This window comes from Neoalteromonas flava (assembly GCF_002807685.1).
Classification (GTDB): Bacteria; Pseudomonadota; Gammaproteobacteria; order Enterobacterales; family Alteromonadaceae; genus Alteromonas_E; species Alteromonas_E flava.
In genome coordinates, this window is sequence record NZ_PEAX01000004.1 from 268,844 (window position 1) to 288,793 (window position 19,950).

Here is a 19,950-nt window from a genome sequence, read left to right on the forward strand (position 1 = left end):
GTAGTGAAACTTGAATATGCAAATACAGCAACAAATTGATGAAGTAAAAGAAAAGGTTGCCGATGCGCTGAAGCTCGCATTGCAATGGGGTGCCAGTCATGCGGAAGCAAGCATGTCTAGAGTCGAGGGTATCGCCGTTTCTGCGCGCTTGGGCGAAGTTGAAAATGTTGAGTTCAATAACGACGGTGGCTTAGGCATTACCGTCTATGTGGGCCAGTGCAAAGGCAGCGCATCTACTGCTGATCTCAGCCCACAGGCTTTACGACAAACCGTTGAAAAGGCCGTTGATATTGCGAAGTATACGAGTGAAGATCCTTGTTCTGGTTTGGCCGACAAAGACTTGATTGCAACGGAGATTCCAGATTGTGACTTATACCATCCGCAACCACTAGACACTGACAAAGCGTTGCAATTTGCATTAGAAGCAGAGCAAACCGCCCTGCAGCACGACGCTAAAATTGTAAATTCGGATGGTGCATCCTATAACGCGAATTTAGGTTTACGTGTGTATGGTAATACCCATGGAATTTTGGCGGGATACCCTAGCAGTCGGTATAGTTTAAGCTGCGTGGTTATTGGCGAGCAAGATGGTGATATGCAACGTGACTACAGTTATACCGTAAGTCGCAAAGCAGGAGAGTTGGATAGCCCAACTGTAGTTGGTCGCGATGCTGCTCAACATACCATCAGCCGTCTCGGAGCGCGGAAAATTGGTACCGCGAAAGTACCGGTATTGTTTCACCGTGATATTGCCAGTGGCCTGTTTAGTCATTTTGTTAGCGCTATTAGTGGAGGGAGTTTATATCGTAAATCCTCGTTCTTGTTAGATAGTAAAGGGCAACAGATATTTCCTAGTTGGTTAAATATTCAAGAGCGGCCACATATTCTAGCTGGATTAGCCAGTTCACCCTTTGACCACGAAGGTGTGGCAACACGCGATGCTGATATTGTCAATCAGGGCGTGCTGCAAGACTACTTATTAACCTCCTACTCTGCGCGTAAATTAGGACTGCAAAGTAACGGACATGCCGGCGGGATCCACAATTGGCAAATATCTCACACCGGTCAATCAGACAGCGAACTATTACAGCAAATGGGCCGAGGCCTATTAGTGACTGAGTTGATGGGTCAAGGGGTTAACATTGTAACTGGAGACTACTCGCGTGGCGCGGCGGGCTTCTGGGTAGAGAATGGCGAAATTCAATTCCCTGTGCACGAAGTCACGATTGCAGGCTCGCTCGCTGACATGTTTAATAATATTGTGGCTATTGGTGCACAGCAAGAACAGCGCGGTGCAGTTGCAACAGGTTCGGTGCTGATCAGTGAGATGAATGTGGCTGGCAATTAGCCAGCCAACAAATATGACTGTTGTAACTTAGGCGTCAACACTGCCGCAAAAGCGATAGCCTTCACCGTGTATTGTCACAATTAGCTCAACTTCACCCGGGTCAGACTCAAAGTGCTTACGGATTCGACGGATAGTAACATCTACAGTGCGGTCATTAGGGCGCAATTCGCGGCCAGTCATTTCCATGATGAGTTGCTCGCGGGTAAGAATTTTGCCCGGATTGCTGAGGAATAAATGTAACGCGCGGAATTCACTGCGCGGTAAACGGAATTCTTTGCCACTTGGCGAAACTAAAGAGCGACTGTCGCCATCGAGGGTCCAGCCATTGAAATTCACACGGCTAGGTAAATCATCATCATCAGAAGCACTGGTTGTGCGCGACAACAAATTGCGGGCTCTGATGGTTAGCTCTCGCGGGTTGAATGGCTTAGTGAGATAGTCATCGGCGCCAATTTCAAGCCCAAGAATCCGGTCTACATCGTTATCACGGCCAGTAAGGAAAATGAGTCCGACATTTTTTCTGTCACGAACCTCACGCGCCAATATCAAACCGTTTTTGCCGGGTAGATTGATATCCATGATCACCAAATTGATGGCGTGGTTGGTGAAGTAATCATGCATCTGATCGCCGTTTTCGGCCTCAAATACATTGTAACCTTCAGCTTCGAACAGACTTTTTAGTGTAGTTCGGGTTACCACTTCATCTTCAACAATCAGTATGTTTGGCGTTTGCATTTTATTTCTACCGTTTAACCAAGTATTCGTTTCCAACTCACAGAGTAAGGATTAATTTGTGAAATTCAAGTTATTCATAGCGCCCAGTCAATACCTTATTTGCTTGGGTAACTTTAACTGGGAAAATAATATCGAACTTAACGCCTTCACCGGCTTTGCTTTCAACGGTAATCGAACCGTTCAGCGCTTGGGTGACTAGGTTGTAAACCAAATGCATGCCAAGACCTGAGCCGCCTTGCCCGCGTTTTGTGGTGACGAATGGATCAAAAATGCGTTTGCGTAGGTCATCGGGGATCCCTTTACCATTATCGGTGTACAGTAAATGTAGATTTCGCTTACCGGAGATACTCGCGGTTAGCGTGATGGTTCCTTCCTCAATGTCTTCAAACCCATGGATGATCGAATTCATGATCAAATTAATAATAATTTGGTTAATTGGGCCCGCTTTTGACTCAACACATAATTCTGGATCACATTCGATTTTAATCTCATGCTTGAGTTTTTTAAGGCGTGGGCGCAAAGACAATAAGATTTCATCAATCAACTGTGCCAGCACAAATACTCGACTGTTTTCGCTGGATTGGTCTACAGCAACTTGCTTAAAGCTAGAAATAAGCTCCGCCGCGCGATTCAAATTACGGTAAATGATATTGAGATTTTCTTCGCCTTCATTAATAAATTTTTGCATTACGCTGGCTTTGAGGTTTTTATTTTCAAAGTCAGTTTTTAAGCTTTTTAGCCGGTCCAGCATCATGGTTGACGCAGTAACCCCTAAACCAATAGGCGTGTTAACCTCGTGAGCGACGCCGGCGACCATATCTCCCAACGAAGCCATTTTTTCATTTTGTACAATTTGGCGTTGGAATTGATGTAATTTTTCGAGCGTCTGGATTAGCTCCTGATTAGCTTCTTTAAGCGCAGTGGTGCGTTGGCTAACCATCTCCTCTAGCCCAGCATTCAAGGATTGGTATTCCTGCTCCATTGATTGATTGCGTTCAATGTAACCTTGCATGCGTTTAAGCAAATTGTTGATGGCCTCACTCAATTCAGCCGTATCTTCTGTGGCGTTGGCATGAACTTGTTGCTCATACTCCCCTGAGCGAGCGACGCGCCGTAAGAATTGGATCAGCTCACCAACGGGCTGGCTAATGAAACGCTCAAAGCGCCAGGCAAGAAATACGGCAAATACGAGTGCGCACGTCGCTAAAATAAGTGATCGGGTTAGACTCTGAGTGAGGAAGTTATTGTAAATGTCATCACTAATACGAATATACAGCAATCCAATTTCACCAGTCTCATTAGTAATTGAATGCATATATTCCGTTCCCATTTCGAACGGTCTTGGCTCAATTAAGCGCGCTAAATCATTAGTGGTACGTTTTGGAATTTGTGGTTGGCCAATGCGATCATAAGTTGCCTGAATACTGTCGTTATCCAAAGGCCCTTCATTCACGGCGATGGGGTTTAAATATACATGGACGGTTAGAATAGAAGATACGCTTTCAAGATGAGATAACGCGTCATTTGGCCAGCCACGGATATCGTTGCGGTACATTTTTTCCAGCAATACCACTTCACGTGCAACGAGGTTGGCAATCGTTTTTATCTTTTGATTACGTTCAATTTGATGGAATTTATCACTAGAGTAGATTTTCTCGGCTATCGTTCCGCCAGCCACTATTGTTGTAACGAACAGCACCATCGCAATGAATAGAAATTTGATAGAAAGTCGATTGGAATGGTCAGCCATTCAGAGTAATGCCTTTAACTTACGCTGCCGATTATTTGTTCACTTTAGCAAGCACGACGGAATTCGCCAATATTTACTTACGTTCAATTCTCTTTTTACTGCATTTCTAGTAGCGCATTAGTCGAATAAATTGCGTTTCAGATAACTGCCAGGGTGCTAACCATGCTCGACTCTGTTCTTGCAGTTCGGTGTTATCATTTGCCTCTAATAACGGCGCGAAATCACTTACGCAAATACATACGGTTGACGTTTGGATGTTTGCTTGTTGCTGAACAATAGGATCAGTTTTTTTTATCAGTACATGTGGGCACGGCAACTCTCGTGCTGGGTTTTGAATGCACTGTTGCGGCTCTTGGGTGAAGCCTGCAGTACTGAGTAAGCATCCCAAACCACATAACACTAGCGACATCAAACGCATGCTAGTTTCTCGTATAGCGCGGCATATTGTTGGGCTGAGGCTTCCCAGGTGAAGCGAGTCTGCATCGCCCGTTGTTGCAGTTCAGTAAAGCTATCGGGATCTTCGTGATAGTGCAAAAGCGCACGTCGAATGCAATCCAACAACGCCTGAGGCTGTGGTGCCAGAAACATAAACCCAGTGGCATGCGCAGGGTTGGCTTCGTGATCAACCACGGTATCTTTCAATCCGCCGACGCCGCGCACAATTGGCAATGTACCATAGGCTAAGCTGTACATTTGATTGAGTCCGCAGGGTTCAAATTCTGAGGGCATTAAAAAGAAATCACTACCCGCTTCAATCCAATGCGCGTACTGGTTGCTAAAACCATGAATAAAAGCAAATTTATCACTGTATTTTTGGCTTAAATGTTGAAGCTGCTCAACCACGGTCGGATCACCGGTGCCAACAATCACCAATTGCACGTTGTGAGCTAACAAGCGCTCGAGTATAGGCATGATGTAACCGAATCCCTTTTGCGTTGTAAGACGGCAAACCATGCCGACAACTGGCACACGAGCTTTGCGCGGGAGCTTTGCAAACTTTTGCAGTTTCGACTTACATTTGCGTTTACCGCTCATATCATCGAGGGAGAAATGGTCCTCGATGTACTCGTCTGACGCAGGGTCCCATTGGCTATAATCGCAACCGTTTAGGATCCCAACTAACCGACTGGCACGCGGTTGCAAAACGCCAGATAAGCCGTGACTGCCTAAATCAGTCAGTAGCTCTTTAGCGTACGTTGGACTCACCGACGTGATCGCATCGCAGTGTGATAATCCACTTTGCAAAAAGTTAACGTAACCGCCCGAATCTACAGGTATTACCTGCTCTAACCCGGCTACTAGCGGAACGGTTTGGGCACTAAAAACGCCCTGAAATGCTGCGTTATGGATTGTCAGTATGGAGCGCGTTTGGGTAAATTCCTCAGCAATTGTTGGGTTATGATTTAAGCGCATTAACGAGGGAATAATTCCCGTGTGCCAATCATTGCAATGCAGGATATCGGGAATAAAACTTAGATGACTCAGCGTGACTAATACGGCCTGAGCAAAAAATGCAAAGCGCTGCCCATTGTCTGCGTAGGGCTCGTATCCGTCAGTGTATAAGCCTTCTCGCATAAAGTATTGCGGCGCATCAATGAGGTAAACTGTAACCCCATGCAAGGATAACTGTTTTACCGAAAAACCTTCGGTCCCACCCGGGTACTGGAGGGTTAATGGTGAGCATGCATCACTGAGATTGGCGTGTTGCGCAATACTCTTGTACAGAGGCATAACAATCCTGACATCATGCCCTAAATGTGAAAGAGCAACAGGAAGGGCCTTACCTACATCGGCTAGGCCGCCAGTTTTAACTAGGTCTTCAACTTCAGACACAGCGAACGCGATTTGCATGCTCTTTCTCAATGGCTATTTATGCAAATATGTTAAGCCAACCGCAACGGAATGAAAACTTACTTTTTGCTCGCTTTATAGACCGTGAACTTGCCCGACTTAGCAACATCAGCCTGACGGCGTAAATGCTGGTCGATTAAATCAGGGTAAGGTAAAAATCGATTCGCGACTAAATACAACTGCCCGCCTACCTGCAGATGCGAATTGGCTGTCGCAATAAAACGTTCAGTTATGCCGTAATTGGTTTGTTTACCGCTATGGAATGGAGGGTTTGTGATTATATTGTCGAAGCGTTCCTGCCACTCATTTAAGCCATTTGACGCTATAACCTCGCCGTGCAGGTCATTTAATTCGAGACTTTTTTTACAGCAATACAAGGATAGTGCATTAATATCGGAATACTTTACCGTCAAATGAGGTTGACGTAGATTGAGGTAACATCCGATAACGCCAGCGCCACAGGCAAAGTCTAGGCAGCTGGAGCCTTTCAATTCGGGAATTGAACTTAATAGTAACTCTGTACCGGGATCCAGTCCGTCAGCACTAAATACACCTGGCAGACTCGCAACTTTCCATTGAATAGCGTTACTGGAGTAAGTACTCACTTTTATATAGTCATTAAGATTAAATTCAATCTGTGCGGGATTGGTCACCAACCAAATAGCACAGTGGCGAGCAGCATCATATTTCTGAACTTCACCAAAAGATTGCTTCAGTCGCTTACCGATACTTTTTATACCGCTATCATTACTGCCCACAATGGCAATGGTGCCGCCGGCTTTGACCACACTGCGCGCGTTTTCAATCAACATACTTGCGTGCGCTTTGGCGGTGGGTAAGTATATCACTGCGCCGTCATAAGCAGGACTGGACTCAAGAGTGAATTGCGCAGCAAAAGTCTGTTTACCTCCCTTTTCCAGTGCAGCTTGATAACTATCAAAATATTGATGAAAACCGTCAACGCGAGCTGGCAGCGCAGCGAAGATTTCGCTTTCGTCGGGATTAAACAGGACCCATTGCCCATCAGAAAACAATTGGTCGTTGCGCAGCAGAAGCTGACCGGTGCCATTTTCCATTAAGCCACACGCTCAAAAATAAGATCCCAAACGCCATGCCCTAAGCGCTGTCCGCGCGTCTCAAATTTAGTAATTGGGCGATAGTCAGGGCGAGGCACATAATCGTCAGTCGTTGCAGTATTGCTGTAACCCTCAGCATGGGTCATAACCTCTAGCATGTGCTCTGCATATGGCTCCCAGTCTGTAGCCATATGAAAAACACCGCCGATGGCTAATTTTTTGCGTAACTTTTGCACAAATTCAGGCTGCACGATGCGGCGCTTGTGGTGGCGCTTCTTATGCCAAGGATCGGGGAAATACAGTTGGACGCGCTGTAATGCTTGATCAGCAATGCATTTATCTAGTACTTCAATGGCGTCATGCTCGAAAACTCGCAAATTGTCGACACCCGCTTCATCCGCACTGCTTAAACAGGCGCCCACACCTGGGCGATGCACTTCAATGCCAATAAAGTTAAGCTCAGGAGCAGCTTTTGCCATTTCGACGAGAGAACCACCCATGCCAAATCCAATTTCTAGGACCACTGGGTTGTCGTTGCCAAATACCACCGCGAGATCCAATAAGCCTCCATCGACACTCAATCCCATGGTTGGCCAGCATTTTTCTAATGCTTTGGCTTGGCCTTTGGTTAAGCGCCCTTCACGCTTTACATAGCTCTTTACTTTGCTGATGTATACGCCGGCGGCTTCGGCTTCAGCTTGATTCTTAAATTGACCCATTATCTCGACCTTAAAATCATTTGCGCGGCATTATCCTAAGTTAACCGCTGATTGCAAACTTCGTGCAATATTTGCAGTAATCAACTGTGCACAGCGCTGTGGCTGTGTCAGCGACATCATATGAGCAGTAGATTCAATAACATGACATTCAACACTACTTTTATGCTGGCAAAAATCCTCAACGCTTTGAGCTGAAGCAATCTGATCATGTTCCGCGGCGATGCAGTATATCGGGACTTTTAGCGATTGTAGTTTGCTTCGTAGATCTTGGCGCGGGGTTGTCGCTGAAAAATGGTGTTTTAATGTATTAATGCCGAGGTCCGTAGCCATAGATAAAATCGTATTGCATATCTGTTCGTCGCCTAATTCGACGGCAGTCAGGTATTGACTGAGATGAGCTTGTGTCATGCCAGTAAACTGACGTTTTTCAATCGCGCTAATCGTGTGTTTGCGTGCGCTGGTTTCTTGCGCACTTAATCCTTGCGGGCTATAGCCCATTAGAGTTAAAGAGGCTACGTTGTTGGATTCTAGTGCAGCTAGCGAAGCTATATATCCGCCCATAGAAAAGCCAATCAGATGCACTTTTTTCGAGTTAGCATTGAGTCTGTCGTGTGTTAACGCGAGCATTTGTTGCAAATCGTTTGCCCATTGCAGCGGTACGTATTGTCGCGCGCCTGTAGCGAATGACATATGACGCCAAACAGGCAGCCAAATACGCTCATCACATAAGGTGCCAGGCAGGAAAAGCGCGGGTTCGGAAATTGTTTGCATTGCTACTGATCGTCTGTGCTTTCTTGCTAGTATAAGCGCATCTTGTATAAGAGTTTAGTGAAAGCAGTAAATATGACGTTCTCCCAACGGGTATTGGCGTGGTTTGACCGGCACGGGCGCAAGCACTTACCTTGGCAACAATCGATTTCAGCCTATCGGGTTTGGATTTCAGAGATTATGTTGCAGCAAACCCAAGTAGCCACCGTAATCCCGTATTTCGAACGCTTTATGCAACGTTTTCCAACGATCACGGATCTAGCATCGGCGCCACAAGACGACGTCCTGCATTTGTGGACCGGGCTCGGATATTATGCGCGAGCGCGCAATTTACACACAGCGGCTAAGCTGATTACAGAGCAACACGGTGGTCAATTTCCGACTGAAATTGAAAAGGTTTTGGCACTGCCAGGGATAGGGCGTTCAACAGCAGGGGCCATTCTGTCAATAGCAGAACAACAAGCGCACCCTATATTGGATGGTAATGTAAAGCGCGTGTTAGCGCGCTACTTCGCCGTAGATGGATGGCCGGGAAAACAGGCTATCGCCAATACCCTTTGGCAATATGCTGAAGAAGTTTTACCCAACGAGCGTAATCATCATTATACCCAAGCTATGATGGATTTGGGTGCGACGGTGTGTACACGAAGTAGCCCGAAGTGTGATGAGTGTCCGCTGCAAAGTGATTGTCTTGGCTTCATTCAGGGTCGGCAGCATGAGTTGCCGGGTAAAAAGCCTAAAAAAATACTTCCGATAAAATCAACCGCATTACTTATTCCGTTCGTAAAGGGTAGTGTGCTTCTGCATAAGCGCTCCCCGTTGGGGATTTGGGGAGGGTTGTGGGCATTTGAAGAGTTCGATGATATCGCTACATTAAAGCAACAAGTTGAATCTCGCATAAGGGACAAGAATACAGAAATTAGCTTTGAAGCTCTTGAGCCATTTAGACATACTTTTAGCCATTTTCATCTGGATTTGCAGCCAGTTCTAATGTTTACCCCTGAGCTAGCTGAACTATATGTTCGAGAACAGGAAGCACGCTGGTTTAGCCTGCATGAGCCGATAGGTGTGGGGTTGTCTGCACCGACAGAACGGATCCTCAAAGCGATTAAAACAAACTTACTATAATTAATCTGAAGAAACCTCAGAGCGCTAGATTTGCTGGCTCATTGGCAACGCGACTACTGTTTGATCAGCAAAATACTGTAGAATACCCAAACATATCCGTGAAGACATTTAACGGCCCTTGGCCGAACAATTAGGGCAAACATGAGTAGACAGGTTTATTGCCAGCATCTAAAGCAAGATGCTGACGGCTTAGATTTCCAACTTTATCCAGGTGAGCTTGGCAAACGTATATTTGACAATATCTCAAAGCAGGCATGGGTTGAGTGGCAAAAGAAGCAAACCATGCTGATCAACGAACACAAGCTGAATATGATGCAACCAGAATCACGGAAATTTCTTGAAGAGAAGATGGTTGCGTATCTGTTCGAGGGGGTTGAGCCAACGATTGAAGGCTACGTTCCACCGAAAAAGTGAGTCAGATTGGAGTCGCTTGCTTAAAATTGTTGAATGTTTAAGCAAATGCGCATTTTGCTGCAAAAAGCAGTTGACTTGTCGGTCTGAAATCCGTTTAATACGCGTCCACAGCGAAATGCTGTTGCCCAGATAGCTCAGTTGGTAGAGCAGCGGATTGAAAATCCGCGTGTCGGTGGTTCGATCCCGCCTCTGGGCACCATATTTTAAGCCAAGACAGTCCAAAGACGTCTTGGCTTTTTTATTTTCTTGATAAATATCACCGGGTTACAATCCTAAAAAGTCCATTCTGGGTTGATTCCTTCTTGGTAGTAAAGTAACACTATAAGTAACACATTTATTTAACCAACCTTTTGGTGTTACAAAATGGGTCGTACAACCAAGCCGCTGTCTGCTACACAAGTAGAAAATGCCAAACCTAAAGAGAAAGAATACAACCTCTCAGATGGGCAAGGCCTGCATTTGAGGGTAAGGCCAAATGGGTCAAAATCTTGGTTATTTAATTATTCTTGCCCATCATCCAAAAAGCGAACCAATATTGGTTTAGGCAAATATCCTGTTGTTTCATTATCTGAAGCAAGAATATTACGAAATGAAAATCTGCGATTGTTAGCTGGCGGAACAGATCCGAAAGAGCATAGGCTATTGGTCAAAGAGGAGGCAAGGCTGGGTGGAGAGTTGACTTTTAGAGTAGTAGCTTACGAATGGCTAGCATTACAAAAAACTAGAGTTAAAAGTAATACCCGAGAAGACATTGAGAAGTCACTCATAAAAAATGTGTTCCCGTTTATAGGTGAAATGCCAATAGCTAAAATAGGCTTCCGCCACATAAAGCATGATGTAGTAGAAAGAATAATTGGTCGAAATTCACTAGAGATTGCGAGGAAAGTCGCTCGCAGAATTAATCAAGTAATGACATTTGCGTTACTAAATGAATATATCGATTACAACCCAGCGCGAGAGTTAAGTAAGCTTATTCCTTCATCTCAGCAAAAAAATCTTCCAGCATTGAGCCCTGAACAACTTCCCGAATTAATGCGTGCGGCCCATTTTTCTACCATGACTCTTCAGACAAGATGTTTATTTGAGTGGCAGCTACATACAATGACTCGACCTGGTGAGGCTGCATCAGCCGAATGGTTTGAGATTAGTCTAAAGGAGCGAATGTGGATTATTCCTGCGGATAAAATGAAGGCAGGTCGTGAACATAAGATACCGCTAACTGAATCTACTATTAAGATACTGAAATTAATGAAGCCTATCAGTGGGCATAGAAAGTTTGTTTTCCCATCTATGACCAACCCGAATTCTCATATGAGCAATGAGACTATCAATAGAGCGTTGAAGCGCATGGGGTTTGAAGGTAGGACTGTTGCACATGGTCTTCGATCGTTGGCAAGTACCACATTAAATGAACAAGGGTTCGATCCTAACGTCATTGAAATGGCGCTTGCTCACAAAGACCCAGATAGGGTTAGGGCCGCATATAATCGTGCAGAATACCTAAAGCATAGATGCGAAATGATGATGTGGTGGTCGCAACATATCATCGACGCCTCAAACAAGAATTTAAACAGTGTTATCTGTTGAGGATATTAGTACTGGGCTATTTGCATATGAGTGTAGTGATTAGTAAAGATTTACGCAGTGAGTTATCCAAACAAGCAAAAATAGGAGGGGTAGAAAAGGTAGAAGATTTGTTAGAGGAAACCATTGAGTTAATTGAAATACATACAGAGCCGACCAGAACCCCAGAAGATGGTTTATCAATGTCTAAGAAGCCGTCATCACATAATCGGACTTTAAATGCGTTAGCTAACGGTATGCATAGAGCTAAAGATAGTTTTGTTGAATTGGATGAGTCGTTTAAAGAAAAATTTGAACAAGCACTAGTTATGCAGCTTTATAAAAAAGCAGCGCATAAACTTAAAGACACAGACGAAAGTCGAAAATTAATAACGACTCTGATGGATATTGTTTCCACCCCAGAGTTATTTTTAATACTTCGCGATAGTGCGAAATACTCAATCATAAAGTCAATCAAAATCAAACGCGAGCCACTGGTTTATCAGTTTGTTCATGAGTTATTGATACTTTGGTTTAAATACGGCGGTAAAGTCACAAGATCCAGAAGTGCATGGTATAGATACTTGAATTTAGCATCTAACGCTATTCCACAGTTTTATGTAGATGGTCACGCGGACCGTTTACAAAAGTATTTATCTATTTGTGAGAATATTCAAAGTAGTGAGTAAAAGGAGCAATTCTTGCGCGCTAGCTAATTAATCTGGTCTTTTTAGATCTGGAAAATCGCCTTTAGTGCAAATTCGCACTTTATTTAAAAAGGTGATTTATGAATAGAATGGTACTGCGTCTTCCACACGTTTTAGAATTAACAGGCTTATCTAAGTCTACGATTTACGCACGCATTAAAATCGGAGTTTTTCCAAAACCTATCAATTTAGGTGGTAACTCTAGAGGGTGGCTTGACCAGGAAGTCCGGCAAACAATAGGTTTTATGGCTTGTGGAGATGACATACAGACATTAAAAAGTAATGTTGCAAAACTCGTTGCTCAGAGACGCAATACGTTGATTATGGATGAGGTGGCGTAGTTATGATTAAAAAAATACGTGACTTCTTTAGATCTGAGAAAGAAATAACTCAGCATGAGGCTGCCTTTATCCTTGCTAAGAAAACCAATAACATTAGTCGGGGTTGGTTATTCGAACTGGCTGATAATAGGCGGGCGAAGGCTCTCAAAGATGTAGGAACAATACCTTTTGAAAAGAAAGGGATCTATGTTTTCTACCGGAAAGGAGATATTGAGGCTGTTGCCTATGCACTCAAATGTGCAGAGGATGCTAAAACAAAGCCAGTGAAGCTATTCCCTTAAAATGACAAAAAGGGAAAAAAGAGCAGTCGTTGGCGGACGCCAGCGACTGTTTGGTATCACACGAATTGCAAGAGTGTTGGCAAAATCATCACGATGTATTGCCGATAGTTATCGAGTACCTGAAATAAGCCCATACCTAAAGAGCTATCGCGTAAGTGATTTGCCAACTATTAGGCGTTTTAGAGAGATCCATAAAATTCATATATTGAATAAGTCGCAAAACGTTTGCTTTGCACTTAGGTTGGCTATGACGTCTCTACTTTCAACCCCTGCTTCTATTGGAAAAGATGCATCAAAAAAGCCTGTGATAATGTGTACGATCCGTTTCAATAATGATTTTTCAGCGAATCTTTCCTCACGCCCCGATCCGGTTAATTATTATGGGCGTTTAGTAAAATCTAGGCTTAGCAAGCTAGGGATTAAAAACTTTTTTTTAGTGTTGGAGAGCAATGGTAGTAACGACACAAAAAGCTCACCAGAGGGGCTTCACGCGCATATCGTATTAAATACTAATGGAATATGCTTGAAGTTGATATCTCGCAATTTAAAGCGCTTTAAAGAGCTTCTAAAAGACAAAAATGACAATGTGGCTAAGTCGGCACTGGCTATTACTTCTGGCTACAAAAAAAAGCTATTCTTCCAGTCATCATTAGAAGCGAGTATTTTTGAAAACTTTATTGCAGGTGATCTTTCGGAGTGGTCAAAAGATACACGATCAAATGGAGCCAGAATATCCTTTGTATATGAAGAAAAATGCGTGACTGACTTGGATGTTGGGCTTGCAGACTATTTATCAAAATCATTGCACCAGCAAATATTTAAAGGACATAGAAACTATTATATTTGTCGAGCTCTTATACAAAAGATGAAACTGAATTTTGAAAAGCTATTACAGTGAGATTATAAAAAGTCCTAGAGCCAAGTGATTCCCGGTGTATCTATCGAGATTCAAAAACTTGTGGCTCATAGAACGAACCTTATAGAAGAGTTTTGATTCATTTCTAAGTGGTTTTTATTTGAAGTTCAGCGAAGGGTTTTAAAGTTGTTACCTTTTTTTACCTCGCCCGTACCCCTATATATTTGAATTCGCAACCCTTACACAAGGTAGCTACTGTAGTATTTTTGTGTAAATATGTTCCGAAAAGCAAAGTTGCTTAGTTATCCACTGCGGCAGGGAATACGCATGAGTGAAAATAAGACGAGTAGCATGCCAAGTACATTGAAACTGGTTCTAATAAGTTGTTTCGCTACTTTGATAATTGCCATTCTACTTCTATCTATCGGGATTTATGTTCTCGAACCAGTGAGTGAAATTGCAAATCGGCTTATAGCAGCCGGCATTAGCCAATCAGAAGTCCAACAGGTAGTCGAATTAGCGCAGAGTAATATCTATGAAGCAGTAATTTCGTTTTTAGTATTTGCTAACGGCGTAATTGTCGCTCTTTCCGTTTGGTACATCAAAACTAACTCTCATGAAAGAGCTGAGGCGTTGATTGATGAAAGAGCGAAAAAGTATTTTGAAGGTCTAGAGTTCAAAAAGCTCGTGCAAGAAGAAGTAGAGCAAAGGGGAAGAGAGTATTTGGAGTTAGCTCAAGGAGATATGCAAGAAACTTCTACTCTGTTTGAAAAAGCGTATAGTGATTTCACTTCGAAAAGTAACCAAATAGATTCGAATTATCATAGAATTCAAGAGCTTGAGCGAAATGTTAGGATTATTGCTGCGACAGTGGCTGATTTGGACTCTATTGAAACTGAAGGCTCTGAACTAAGACTGGAAAAGGAAAACTAGATGGCATATGTGAAAAAAGGATTGATTGAAAGAAAGCAAGGTCAAGTAGATGCGTCCTTGCGAGATCCCGAGCATTTAATTCAACTAGCAGAAGAAAAGGGAATATGCACAAGTCCGTTAAATATTGCTGCTTTAGTTGCGGAGTTAGGAATTGCAGTTAGATATGAGCCAATGCCTGAAGATGATTCTGGCAGCCTCATGCTTGATAAAGCTACGGGTAAATGGGTAATGACGATTAACTCTCTTCACCACCCGCATCGACAGCGTTTTACGATGGCTCATGAATTAGGTCATCATGCTAGACATGCGCCCCTGTCTGATGAATTCAGAGATAAAAATTTCTTTAGAAACGCTGAGTCGAATGCAATGGAGCGAGAAGCAAACGCGTTTGCTGCTGAACTATTAATGCCTAAAGATAAATTTGAGAATTTTATTGCTAACACTTCAGATGAAATTGAGCAAATAGCTAAGCACTTTCAAGTATCGTCTTTGGCGGTGAGGGTAAGAGCTAAAGAGTTGGGATATTCGGGGCATAATTTATGAACCCGTTGTACTTTCCTATAATCAAGACGAGAGATGCTGAGCTTCGTGCGATGGAGAAGTTGAGTGCAGATACAAAGAGATTAATCTGTCCTATTTATGAGTTAACAAAATCAAGAAAAACCTCAAAAGTGCCGGATGGGGACATTCATCGCAGAATGTCACAGTTGGCAGAAATTCAAGGTGAAGACGAATTCATTTTAGATTTATCAACAGACAAAAATTATATAAATCCTCAAATCGAGCAACTATTGTTGCCAGATCATGGCTTTAATGAATGGTATCTGTTTATAGCTGAAAACCATAGAGAACTGAATATCATTCCTATGGTGCACGTATACGAAGATGAAGATGGCGTAGCTGATGAAGTAAAGAGTTTCGTATCGAAAATTTCTGCAATCAAAAGAAAAATAGCAGTTCGATTGCCACATAACCTAACAATGCCCCAGATTAATCAGTGTCTAGACGCGATAACACAAAGCATGGATGGGTCATGTAAGCTAATAGTTATTTTCGACGCTAATTTTGTTGATAGGAATAATGAGTCGATAAATAGAGTGATAGGATCATTCATAGAGTGCTGTGTTGCTACAGAAATGTTTAATCAGTATCTCAGTGACGTAGTTGTAGTTTCGTCAACATTCCCATCAGACGTTAAGTCTGCGGGAAACCATGATTCAACTGGAGAGTTTTATGTTTACGAAGAAGATATCTATCAGGCGGTAAAAGCTGATCAAAATACTCCGAACGTATCTTATGGTGATTACGCTTCCATTAACACTGAACAAATTGAAATGAGAGGTGGGACATTTGTTCCTCGAATTGATATTGCTTACGTTGAAAATGAACGGGATAAGTTTTTCTACAAAAGGTATCGCCGTGACGATGGGAGTTACCCTCGATGTGCAAGAGAGGTGCTAGCTGATCGTCGATATATAAATGGACAAAACTGGTCAAACGAAGAGATTAGAAACGCAAGTGTAGATAAGCCAAGCGGCATTAGTCCTGCATATTGGATCTCAGTGAGAATGGAGTACTACATCAATTTGAAAGTAGACCGTAGGAAGGTTGACCTAAATTCTCCTGAGCGGTAAAGAGGGCGGTTTTGAAAGTGTAACCAAATCGTCCTTTGTTAGAGTCCCAGACGTGTCATTTAGTATTTGATTTAACACTTTTGAGTACTTCTCAAAGATATATTTTCTTGATATGGCTTTGGCGTCTTTTTGAGTTAAGTCAATTGAAAGTTGTTTACACATATCGAAGGTCGCTATGTACTTTCGTTGTTGCTTTCCATTAATAAGATTAGTTAACGCATCTGAAGGTACTGAGCTTAATAGCGATAATTTATTTTGCTTTTTAAATATTTGTCCTTTTCTCAACGTTTTGGCGCTACCGTCATCTATAAGAACTATCCCAGACCATTTAGGAGCCACAGACCTTATTTTTTTTAAATTTTCTGGTTCGCATACAGTGTAAACTACATCGAAATACTTTCGATAATCTTCTAGTTGTTTAGGTAACACATCAACTTTGTCATTAGCACTTTTAATTTCGAAACCAATAGTCAGATTTTTTCTAATACAAATTACATCAGCCCGCCGTCTTCCAAACAAAAAAGGAGCTTCGGTACCCAAACCGCTAATTTCTTTATCTTTCAAAAGCTCTTCAATAAGCCTTAATTTTAGAAAAGTCTCTGACATTTTATTATGTATATATATACAGATATCCAGATTATAGTAACGTCAGTTGATATTTGAAAGAGTCAATCTACATGAGTTTTTTGTAACACTAATTGTAACACATTTTGTTTTGCGTGATTATTATTGCAGCTAAAACAATTGCTTAATTCGTTTTGTCGATGCTGCCTCTGGGCACCATTATTCCCAAAGCCCTGCTTATCAAGCAGGGCTTTTTCGTTTTAGGCCGACACGCAAGGCTTATCGGTGCCGGTTCAGCAATAGATCTTGCGTGAGCAAAAGCTTAATTTAACTTTGCAGCTTGGATGGCAAGCCCTTCACAGACGGAATTAAAAGCATCATTTTCCAACAGCGGCAGTCCGTGTAAAAGTCCGCTACAAAGGGCGTCTCGCACTATTGGAGATAAGCTCATACCGCCGGTTATCATAACTACTTCAGGCGGGATCTTACTTTGTGCCAAACAATCTGCAATCAGCTGATTAACTTTACTTAACCAGGTTTGCATTGATTTTTCGAGCAACTGCTTATCGATTTCAACATTAAAATCCGGTTCGATATAGTGCAATGGAAGAGTTATTTTCGCCTTACTTGATAGCAATTCTTTAGCCATTCGGGCTGAGTTTACTACGCGCGCGGATAACTTTTCTTCCTGAACCACAAGCAGGCGGTCTAATGCTGCTGGGTTTTTGGTAATCGATTGGGTTTGCGCAATTTCTAAGCCGTAATCATCAGAAAAAAAGCGCGTTAGTTTAGGAATATCATCGACCGCGCACATATCAGAAAAATAGGTGGGTGGCACGGGTAAGCCATTTTGCATGGTTAAGCCCAGACCCATTTGCGGGGCGAGTGCTCTTAACACCAAACTTTTGTCGCATTCCATGCCGCCCAAGCGTCGTCCAGTAACGGCCAATACGTCTTCTTTGCGAGATAATTGATTGTATTTTTCTGGCGCGAGGTTAATACAGCAGATGTCGGTTGTGCCACCCCCAATATCAACAACTAAAGCTGTCGTTTGTTGCTGCAAAGAGCGTTCAATTTTATACGCGGCAGCGATTGGTTCTTCGAGAAAACTCACTTGCTCAAAACCAGCCTGATGAGCCGCTTCAGTCATGATTTTAATTGCTTGAATATTGCCTTCTTCACCTCGTGTACCGTGAAATTTTACCGGTCGACCGATGACGGCCTGAGTCACGGGTTGCTTTAATTGTTGCTCGGCACAGGCTCTGAAGTAGGCGAGTTGTTTAGCTATCATGCCGACAAACGCAGCTTTTTGACTGCCCTCTAAAGAGGCTCCAAGAAAGTTTTTTGGAGAATAAATCAAACGACCTTTGTCTGGCATTGCTAGAAAACGACGAAAGCCTTCTTCACCAAAGGCAAATTTGCCGGTTTCAACCAGCTGTTGTAACGACAGCTGCTGTACGGTCATATCTTTCAATAACAATTGAATGGCGCGGCGCTGTAAAGCTGGGCGGTCATGGTATTGCCCGCGTAGATCGTCAATGCGGTCACTATATATTTGCTGCTCTTGCGGATCTTGGGCGTCGTAAAACCCTTGTTTAGCTTTATCGATTTGTTCAGTTAGGACGCGTTGTAGCTGCTTGACTTTGGCTTCTACAACTTCGTGGGGCGGAATTGGCAACTCATCTTCGTAATAGATAAATATTGAAGATCGGATCTTATTACTATCATCGACAGCAGGGTCTAGCTTGATGTGTTGATGCGTTTGACCGTCAAAGTACACGACTTCGGAATTTGATGTGCCATAGTCGATTCCAATTGCAGGCATAGAGTAATACTTCAAAAAAACGAAGGGCGCAGTGTAATTGATTTGAAGCACTTATTCATGGGGTATTTCGTCACAAATGTTTGTGCCAACGCGTTGTTCATATTCATCACAAAGACGTTTCGCACTCGCGCCTTCTCCGTGCTGATTTAATAACGTAACCAAGCCCTTGGTCGCGTCTGTATTTAGCGGAGCAAATGATAATACATGGCGATACCAGCGTTCTGCCTTTTGAGATTCCTGCAGTGCGGCATACTTTGTTCCTATCATTGCGCCTATATCAGCATACCAAGGCGCGATTTGCGCAGACTTCTCGTTATAGACCCTTGTCATTGCTGCAAAGGCTTGCTCAAAGTAGGGCAATGCTTCTTCTTGTTTACCCTGAATTTCGAGCACGTCACCGATGTTGAGTAATGCATCCCATGCATTTTCATCGAGCTGCACCGCTTGCTGATAATGCTGAATGGCTAGGGGGAATTCTTGCTGTGCGGCATTTACAAAGCCCAGCGCTTTATAGGCTCGAGCCGAACGCCGGTCCGCTTGAATGGCTGCAGAGGCCAATGCATGGGCACGAGAGAGTTTTTGCTGAGCATCGAATGTAGTCGTCAGCCCTAGGTCGATCGCTTGCCCAAGATCTTCAATCGGACGGCCTTTATTCGCATCTTCATTCGACCAACGAATAACCTGTTGCACTATCGCATTGGCTAAACCCGCTTGAGCATGCGCAGAGTCGGGCCTTAGTCCCATTGCCTGTTGATAAAGCTCAATGGCCATTTCGTTATCTTGTCTGCGCATTTGCATGTAGTAATCATCAGCCTGACTCAAGATAAATTGAGCATCGTTGCGGGGTTGTTGCTCAGGTTGTGGATTTACCAAAAATAATCCAAGGGCGAAAACAGCTGATATTAACAGACTGGTTATAACCCACTGGCCAAAGTTATGCTGCTTTTCCAGGCTTCCATCTTTGCGCTTCGCTGACACTTCAGGCACATCGGGAGTTATGTTACTTGATTGGTGCCAGGTAATATTAGTTGCGACCATACGATAGCCGCGCTTGGGCAAAGTTTCGATGATTTTCGGTGCTTTAGGATCATCATTTAGTACTTTTCTTACTCTTGAAATACATCTTGTAAGTGAGTCTTCACTTACTATTTGGCCAGTCCATATAGTTTCCAGTAGTTGTTCTTTGTCGATTACTTGCGGAGCGTTCTTAGCGAGTAACTTAAGCAAATAAACGCCCTTTAGTTCAATCTGCTCAATTGGAGCAAACTGCATACTCTTTTCGAGATCGTCGGTAAACAGCCAAACCTCGCCAGAGGACATATCAATCAACCACTGATTTAATTGTAATTTACGACTGGGCATGGCGCGTGCGTTTGTAATATTTGTTGGGACAGTGTTTTATCAGAAGAATATCAGGGTTTTGTCAGGACATCATGTTTTACCTGAGCGAAGGTTTA

21 protein-coding genes and 1 tRNA gene are annotated in these 19,950 nt (G+C 43.2%); 12 read left to right on the forward strand and 10 right to left on the reverse strand.

The annotated features are described in order from the left end of the window. Window positions 1-16 precede the first annotated feature (16 nt). Window positions 17-1,348 (forward strand): metalloprotease PmbA, encoded by a 1,332-nt coding sequence (gene pmbA / locus CSH92_RS11275; RefSeq protein ID WP_100657736.1) that lies wholly within the window; start codon window positions 17-19, stop codon window positions 1,346-1,348. Window positions 1,349-1,375: 27 nt separating this feature from the next. Here the strand turns inward: pmbA and arcA are convergent, their stop codons facing one another. From arcA to CSH92_RS11310, 7 genes are all read right to left on the reverse strand, one after another. Then, window positions 1,376-2,083: a two-component system response regulator ArcA gene (gene arcA, locus CSH92_RS11280; protein ID WP_100657737.1), complete on the reverse strand. Its 708-nt coding sequence runs from the start codon at window positions 2,081-2,083 to the stop codon at window positions 1,376-1,378. A 70-nt stretch (window positions 2,084-2,153) separates the two neighbouring features. Beyond that, on the reverse strand, window positions 2,154-3,833 hold the full coding sequence (locus tag CSH92_RS11285) for a sensor histidine kinase (protein WP_100657738.1): 1,680 nt from the start codon (window positions 3,831-3,833) through the stop codon (window positions 2,154-2,156). Between the two features lie 106 nt (window positions 3,834-3,939). Further along, window positions 3,940-4,251 carry a hypothetical protein gene (locus CSH92_RS11290; protein ID WP_124916949.1) on the reverse strand — a complete coding sequence of 104 codons (312 nt, stop codon included), beginning with the start codon at window positions 4,249-4,251 and terminating at the stop codon, window positions 3,940-3,942. Further along, window positions 4,242-5,684 carry a glycogen synthase GlgA gene (glgA, locus tag CSH92_RS11295; RefSeq protein WP_100657740.1) on the reverse strand — a complete coding sequence of 481 codons (1,443 nt, stop codon included), beginning with the start codon at window positions 5,682-5,684 and terminating at the stop codon, window positions 4,242-4,244. Before glgA ends, CSH92_RS11290 begins: the two co-directional genes overlap by 10 nt. Before the next feature lie 59 nt (window positions 5,685-5,743). Next, complete coding sequence (locus CSH92_RS11300; RefSeq protein WP_100657741.1) at window positions 5,744-6,760, reverse strand: class I SAM-dependent methyltransferase; 1,017 nt, start codon at window positions 6,758-6,760, stop codon at window positions 5,744-5,746. Next, the gene (gene trmB, locus CSH92_RS11305) at window positions 6,760-7,479 is read right to left on the reverse strand and encodes a tRNA (guanosine(46)-N7)-methyltransferase TrmB (protein ID WP_100657742.1); all 720 of its coding nucleotides are present in this window, start codon (window positions 7,477-7,479) and stop codon (window positions 6,760-6,762) included. The genes CSH92_RS11300 and trmB overlap by 1 nt, the downstream gene beginning before the upstream one ends. A 30-nt stretch (window positions 7,480-7,509) precedes the next feature. Then, the gene (locus tag CSH92_RS11310; protein ID WP_100657743.1) at window positions 7,510-8,250 is read right to left on the reverse strand and encodes an alpha/beta fold hydrolase; all 741 of its coding nucleotides are present in this window, start codon (window positions 8,248-8,250) and stop codon (window positions 7,510-7,512) included. Window positions 8,251-8,322: 72 nt separating this feature from the next. Between CSH92_RS11310 and mutY the strand changes: the two genes are divergently transcribed. From mutY to CSH92_RS11365, 11 genes are all read left to right on the forward strand, one after another. Further along, complete coding sequence (gene mutY / locus CSH92_RS11315) at window positions 8,323-9,375, forward strand: A/G-specific adenine glycosylase (RefSeq protein ID WP_100657744.1); 1,053 nt, start codon at window positions 8,323-8,325, stop codon at window positions 9,373-9,375. 141 nt (window positions 9,376-9,516) lie between these two features. Further along, entirely contained in the window at window positions 9,517-9,789 is a 273-nt protein-coding gene (locus tag CSH92_RS11320) for an oxidative damage protection protein (RefSeq protein ID WP_100657745.1), read from the forward strand. A gap of 123 nt (window positions 9,790-9,912) precedes the next feature. After that, a tRNA-Phe gene (locus CSH92_RS11325) sits at window positions 9,913-9,988 on the forward strand. A 164-nt stretch (window positions 9,989-10,152) separates the two neighbouring features. Next, window positions 10,153-11,376 carry a tyrosine-type recombinase/integrase gene (locus CSH92_RS11330; RefSeq protein WP_100657746.1) on the forward strand — a complete coding sequence of 408 codons (1,224 nt, stop codon included), beginning with the start codon at window positions 10,153-10,155 and terminating at the stop codon, window positions 11,374-11,376. 26 nt (window positions 11,377-11,402) lie between these two features. Beyond that, window positions 11,403-12,041, forward strand: coding sequence for a hypothetical protein (locus tag CSH92_RS11335; RefSeq protein ID WP_100657747.1), 639 nt, complete (start codon window positions 11,403-11,405; stop codon window positions 12,039-12,041). A gap of 98 nt (window positions 12,042-12,139) precedes the next feature. Then, window positions 12,140-12,400: a helix-turn-helix transcriptional regulator gene (locus tag CSH92_RS11340; RefSeq protein WP_100657748.1), complete on the forward strand. Its 261-nt coding sequence runs from the start codon at window positions 12,140-12,142 to the stop codon at window positions 12,398-12,400. A 2-nt stretch (window positions 12,401-12,402) separates the two neighbouring features. Beyond that, window positions 12,403-12,681 carry a hypothetical protein gene (locus CSH92_RS11345; RefSeq protein WP_100657749.1) on the forward strand — a complete coding sequence of 93 codons (279 nt, stop codon included), beginning with the start codon at window positions 12,403-12,405 and terminating at the stop codon, window positions 12,679-12,681. 1 nt (window position 12,682) lies between these two features. Next, a complete protein-coding gene (locus CSH92_RS11350; RefSeq protein ID WP_100657750.1) occupies window positions 12,683-13,579 on the forward strand; it encodes a hypothetical protein in 897 nt (298 codons plus the stop codon). A gap of 285 nt (window positions 13,580-13,864) precedes the next feature. Next, window positions 13,865-14,470: a hypothetical protein gene (locus tag CSH92_RS11355; RefSeq protein ID WP_124916950.1), complete on the forward strand. Its 606-nt coding sequence runs from the start codon at window positions 13,865-13,867 to the stop codon at window positions 14,468-14,470. After that, entirely contained in the window at window positions 14,471-15,013 is a 543-nt protein-coding gene (locus CSH92_RS11360; RefSeq protein WP_100657752.1) for an ImmA/IrrE family metallo-endopeptidase, read from the forward strand. Continuing rightward, on the forward strand, window positions 15,010-16,104 hold the full coding sequence (locus tag CSH92_RS11365) for a beta family protein (protein ID WP_100657753.1): 1,095 nt from the start codon (window positions 15,010-15,012) through the stop codon (window positions 16,102-16,104). Before CSH92_RS11360 ends, CSH92_RS11365 begins: the two co-directional genes overlap by 4 nt. On the opposite strand, the gene CSH92_RS11370 is transcribed toward CSH92_RS11365, so the two are convergent. The 3 genes from CSH92_RS11370 to CSH92_RS11380 all read right to left on the reverse strand — a co-directional run bounded on the left by CSH92_RS11370 (window position 16,084) and on the right by CSH92_RS11380 (window position 19,855). Then, on the reverse strand, window positions 16,084-16,710 hold the full coding sequence (locus tag CSH92_RS11370) for a sce7726 family protein (RefSeq protein WP_100657754.1): 627 nt from the start codon (window positions 16,708-16,710) through the stop codon (window positions 16,084-16,086). The genes CSH92_RS11365 and CSH92_RS11370 overlap by 21 nt on opposite strands. 280 nt (window positions 16,711-16,990) lie before the next feature. After that, window positions 16,991-18,493 (reverse strand): Hsp70 family protein, encoded by a 1,503-nt coding sequence (locus CSH92_RS11375; RefSeq protein ID WP_100657874.1) that lies wholly within the window; start codon window positions 18,491-18,493, stop codon window positions 16,991-16,993. Between the two features lie 51 nt (window positions 18,494-18,544). After that, window positions 18,545-19,855, reverse strand: a complete 1,311-nt coding sequence (locus CSH92_RS11380) for a winged helix-turn-helix domain-containing protein (protein WP_100657755.1) — start codon at window positions 19,853-19,855, stop codon at window positions 18,545-18,547. Window positions 19,856-19,950: the final 95 nt, after the last annotated feature.

Excerpts from the sequence above, each read along its gene's own strand:
- CSH92_RS11350 (WP_100657750.1), top strand. The coding sequence starts at position 12,683 with ATGACAAAAAGGGAAAAAAGAGCAGTCGTTGGCGGACGCCAGCGACTG.
- CSH92_RS11320 (WP_100657745.1), top strand. The coding sequence starts at position 9,517 with ATGAGTAGACAGGTTTATTGCCAGCATCTAAAGCAAGATGCTGACGGC.
- CSH92_RS11310 (WP_100657743.1), bottom strand. The coding sequence starts at position 8,250 with ATGCAAACAATTTCCGAACCCGCGCTTTTCCTGCCTGGCACCTTATGT.
- CSH92_RS11370 (WP_100657754.1), bottom strand. The coding sequence starts at position 16,710 with ATGTCAGAGACTTTTCTAAAATTAAGGCTTATTGAAGAGCTTTTGAAA.
- CSH92_RS11290 (WP_124916949.1), bottom strand. The coding sequence starts at position 4,251 with ATGCGTTTGATGTCGCTAGTGTTATGTGGTTTGGGATGCTTACTCAGT.
- CSH92_RS11355 (WP_124916950.1), top strand. The coding sequence starts at position 13,865 with ATGAGTGAAAATAAGACGAGTAGCATGCCAAGTACATTGAAACTGGTT.
- CSH92_RS11375 (WP_100657874.1), bottom strand. The coding sequence starts at position 18,493 with ATGCCTGCAATTGGAATCGACTATGGCACATCAAATTCCGAAGTCGTG.
- CSH92_RS11330 (WP_100657746.1), top strand. The coding sequence starts at position 10,153 with ATGGGTCGTACAACCAAGCCGCTGTCTGCTACACAAGTAGAAAATGCC.
- CSH92_RS11360 (WP_100657752.1), top strand. The coding sequence starts at position 14,471 with ATGGCATATGTGAAAAAAGGATTGATTGAAAGAAAGCAAGGTCAAGTA.
- glgA (WP_100657740.1), bottom strand. The coding sequence starts at position 5,684 with ATGCAAATCGCGTTCGCTGTGTCTGAAGTTGAAGACCTAGTTAAAACT.
- CSH92_RS11335 (WP_100657747.1), top strand. The coding sequence starts at position 11,403 with ATGAGTGTAGTGATTAGTAAAGATTTACGCAGTGAGTTATCCAAACAA.
- CSH92_RS11285 (WP_100657738.1), bottom strand. The coding sequence starts at position 3,833 with ATGGCTGACCATTCCAATCGACTTTCTATCAAATTTCTATTCATTGCG.
- CSH92_RS11340 (WP_100657748.1), top strand. The coding sequence starts at position 12,140 with ATGAATAGAATGGTACTGCGTCTTCCACACGTTTTAGAATTAACAGGC.
- CSH92_RS11300 (WP_100657741.1), bottom strand. The coding sequence starts at position 6,760 with ATGGAAAATGGCACCGGTCAGCTTCTGCTGCGCAACGACCAATTGTTT.
- CSH92_RS11380 (WP_100657755.1), bottom strand. The coding sequence starts at position 19,855 with ATGCCCAGTCGTAAATTACAATTAAATCAGTGGTTGATTGATATGTCC.
- arcA (WP_100657737.1), bottom strand. The coding sequence starts at position 2,083 with ATGCAAACGCCAAACATACTGATTGTTGAAGATGAAGTGGTAACCCGA.
- mutY (WP_100657744.1), top strand. The coding sequence starts at position 8,323 with ATGACGTTCTCCCAACGGGTATTGGCGTGGTTTGACCGGCACGGGCGC.
- CSH92_RS11345 (WP_100657749.1), top strand. The coding sequence starts at position 12,403 with ATGATTAAAAAAATACGTGACTTCTTTAGATCTGAGAAAGAAATAACT.
- CSH92_RS11365 (WP_100657753.1), top strand. The coding sequence starts at position 15,010 with ATGAACCCGTTGTACTTTCCTATAATCAAGACGAGAGATGCTGAGCTT.
- trmB (WP_100657742.1), bottom strand. The coding sequence starts at position 7,479 with ATGGGTCAATTTAAGAATCAAGCTGAAGCCGAAGCCGCCGGCGTATAC.
- pmbA (WP_100657736.1), top strand. The coding sequence starts at position 17 with ATGCAAATACAGCAACAAATTGATGAAGTAAAAGAAAAGGTTGCCGAT.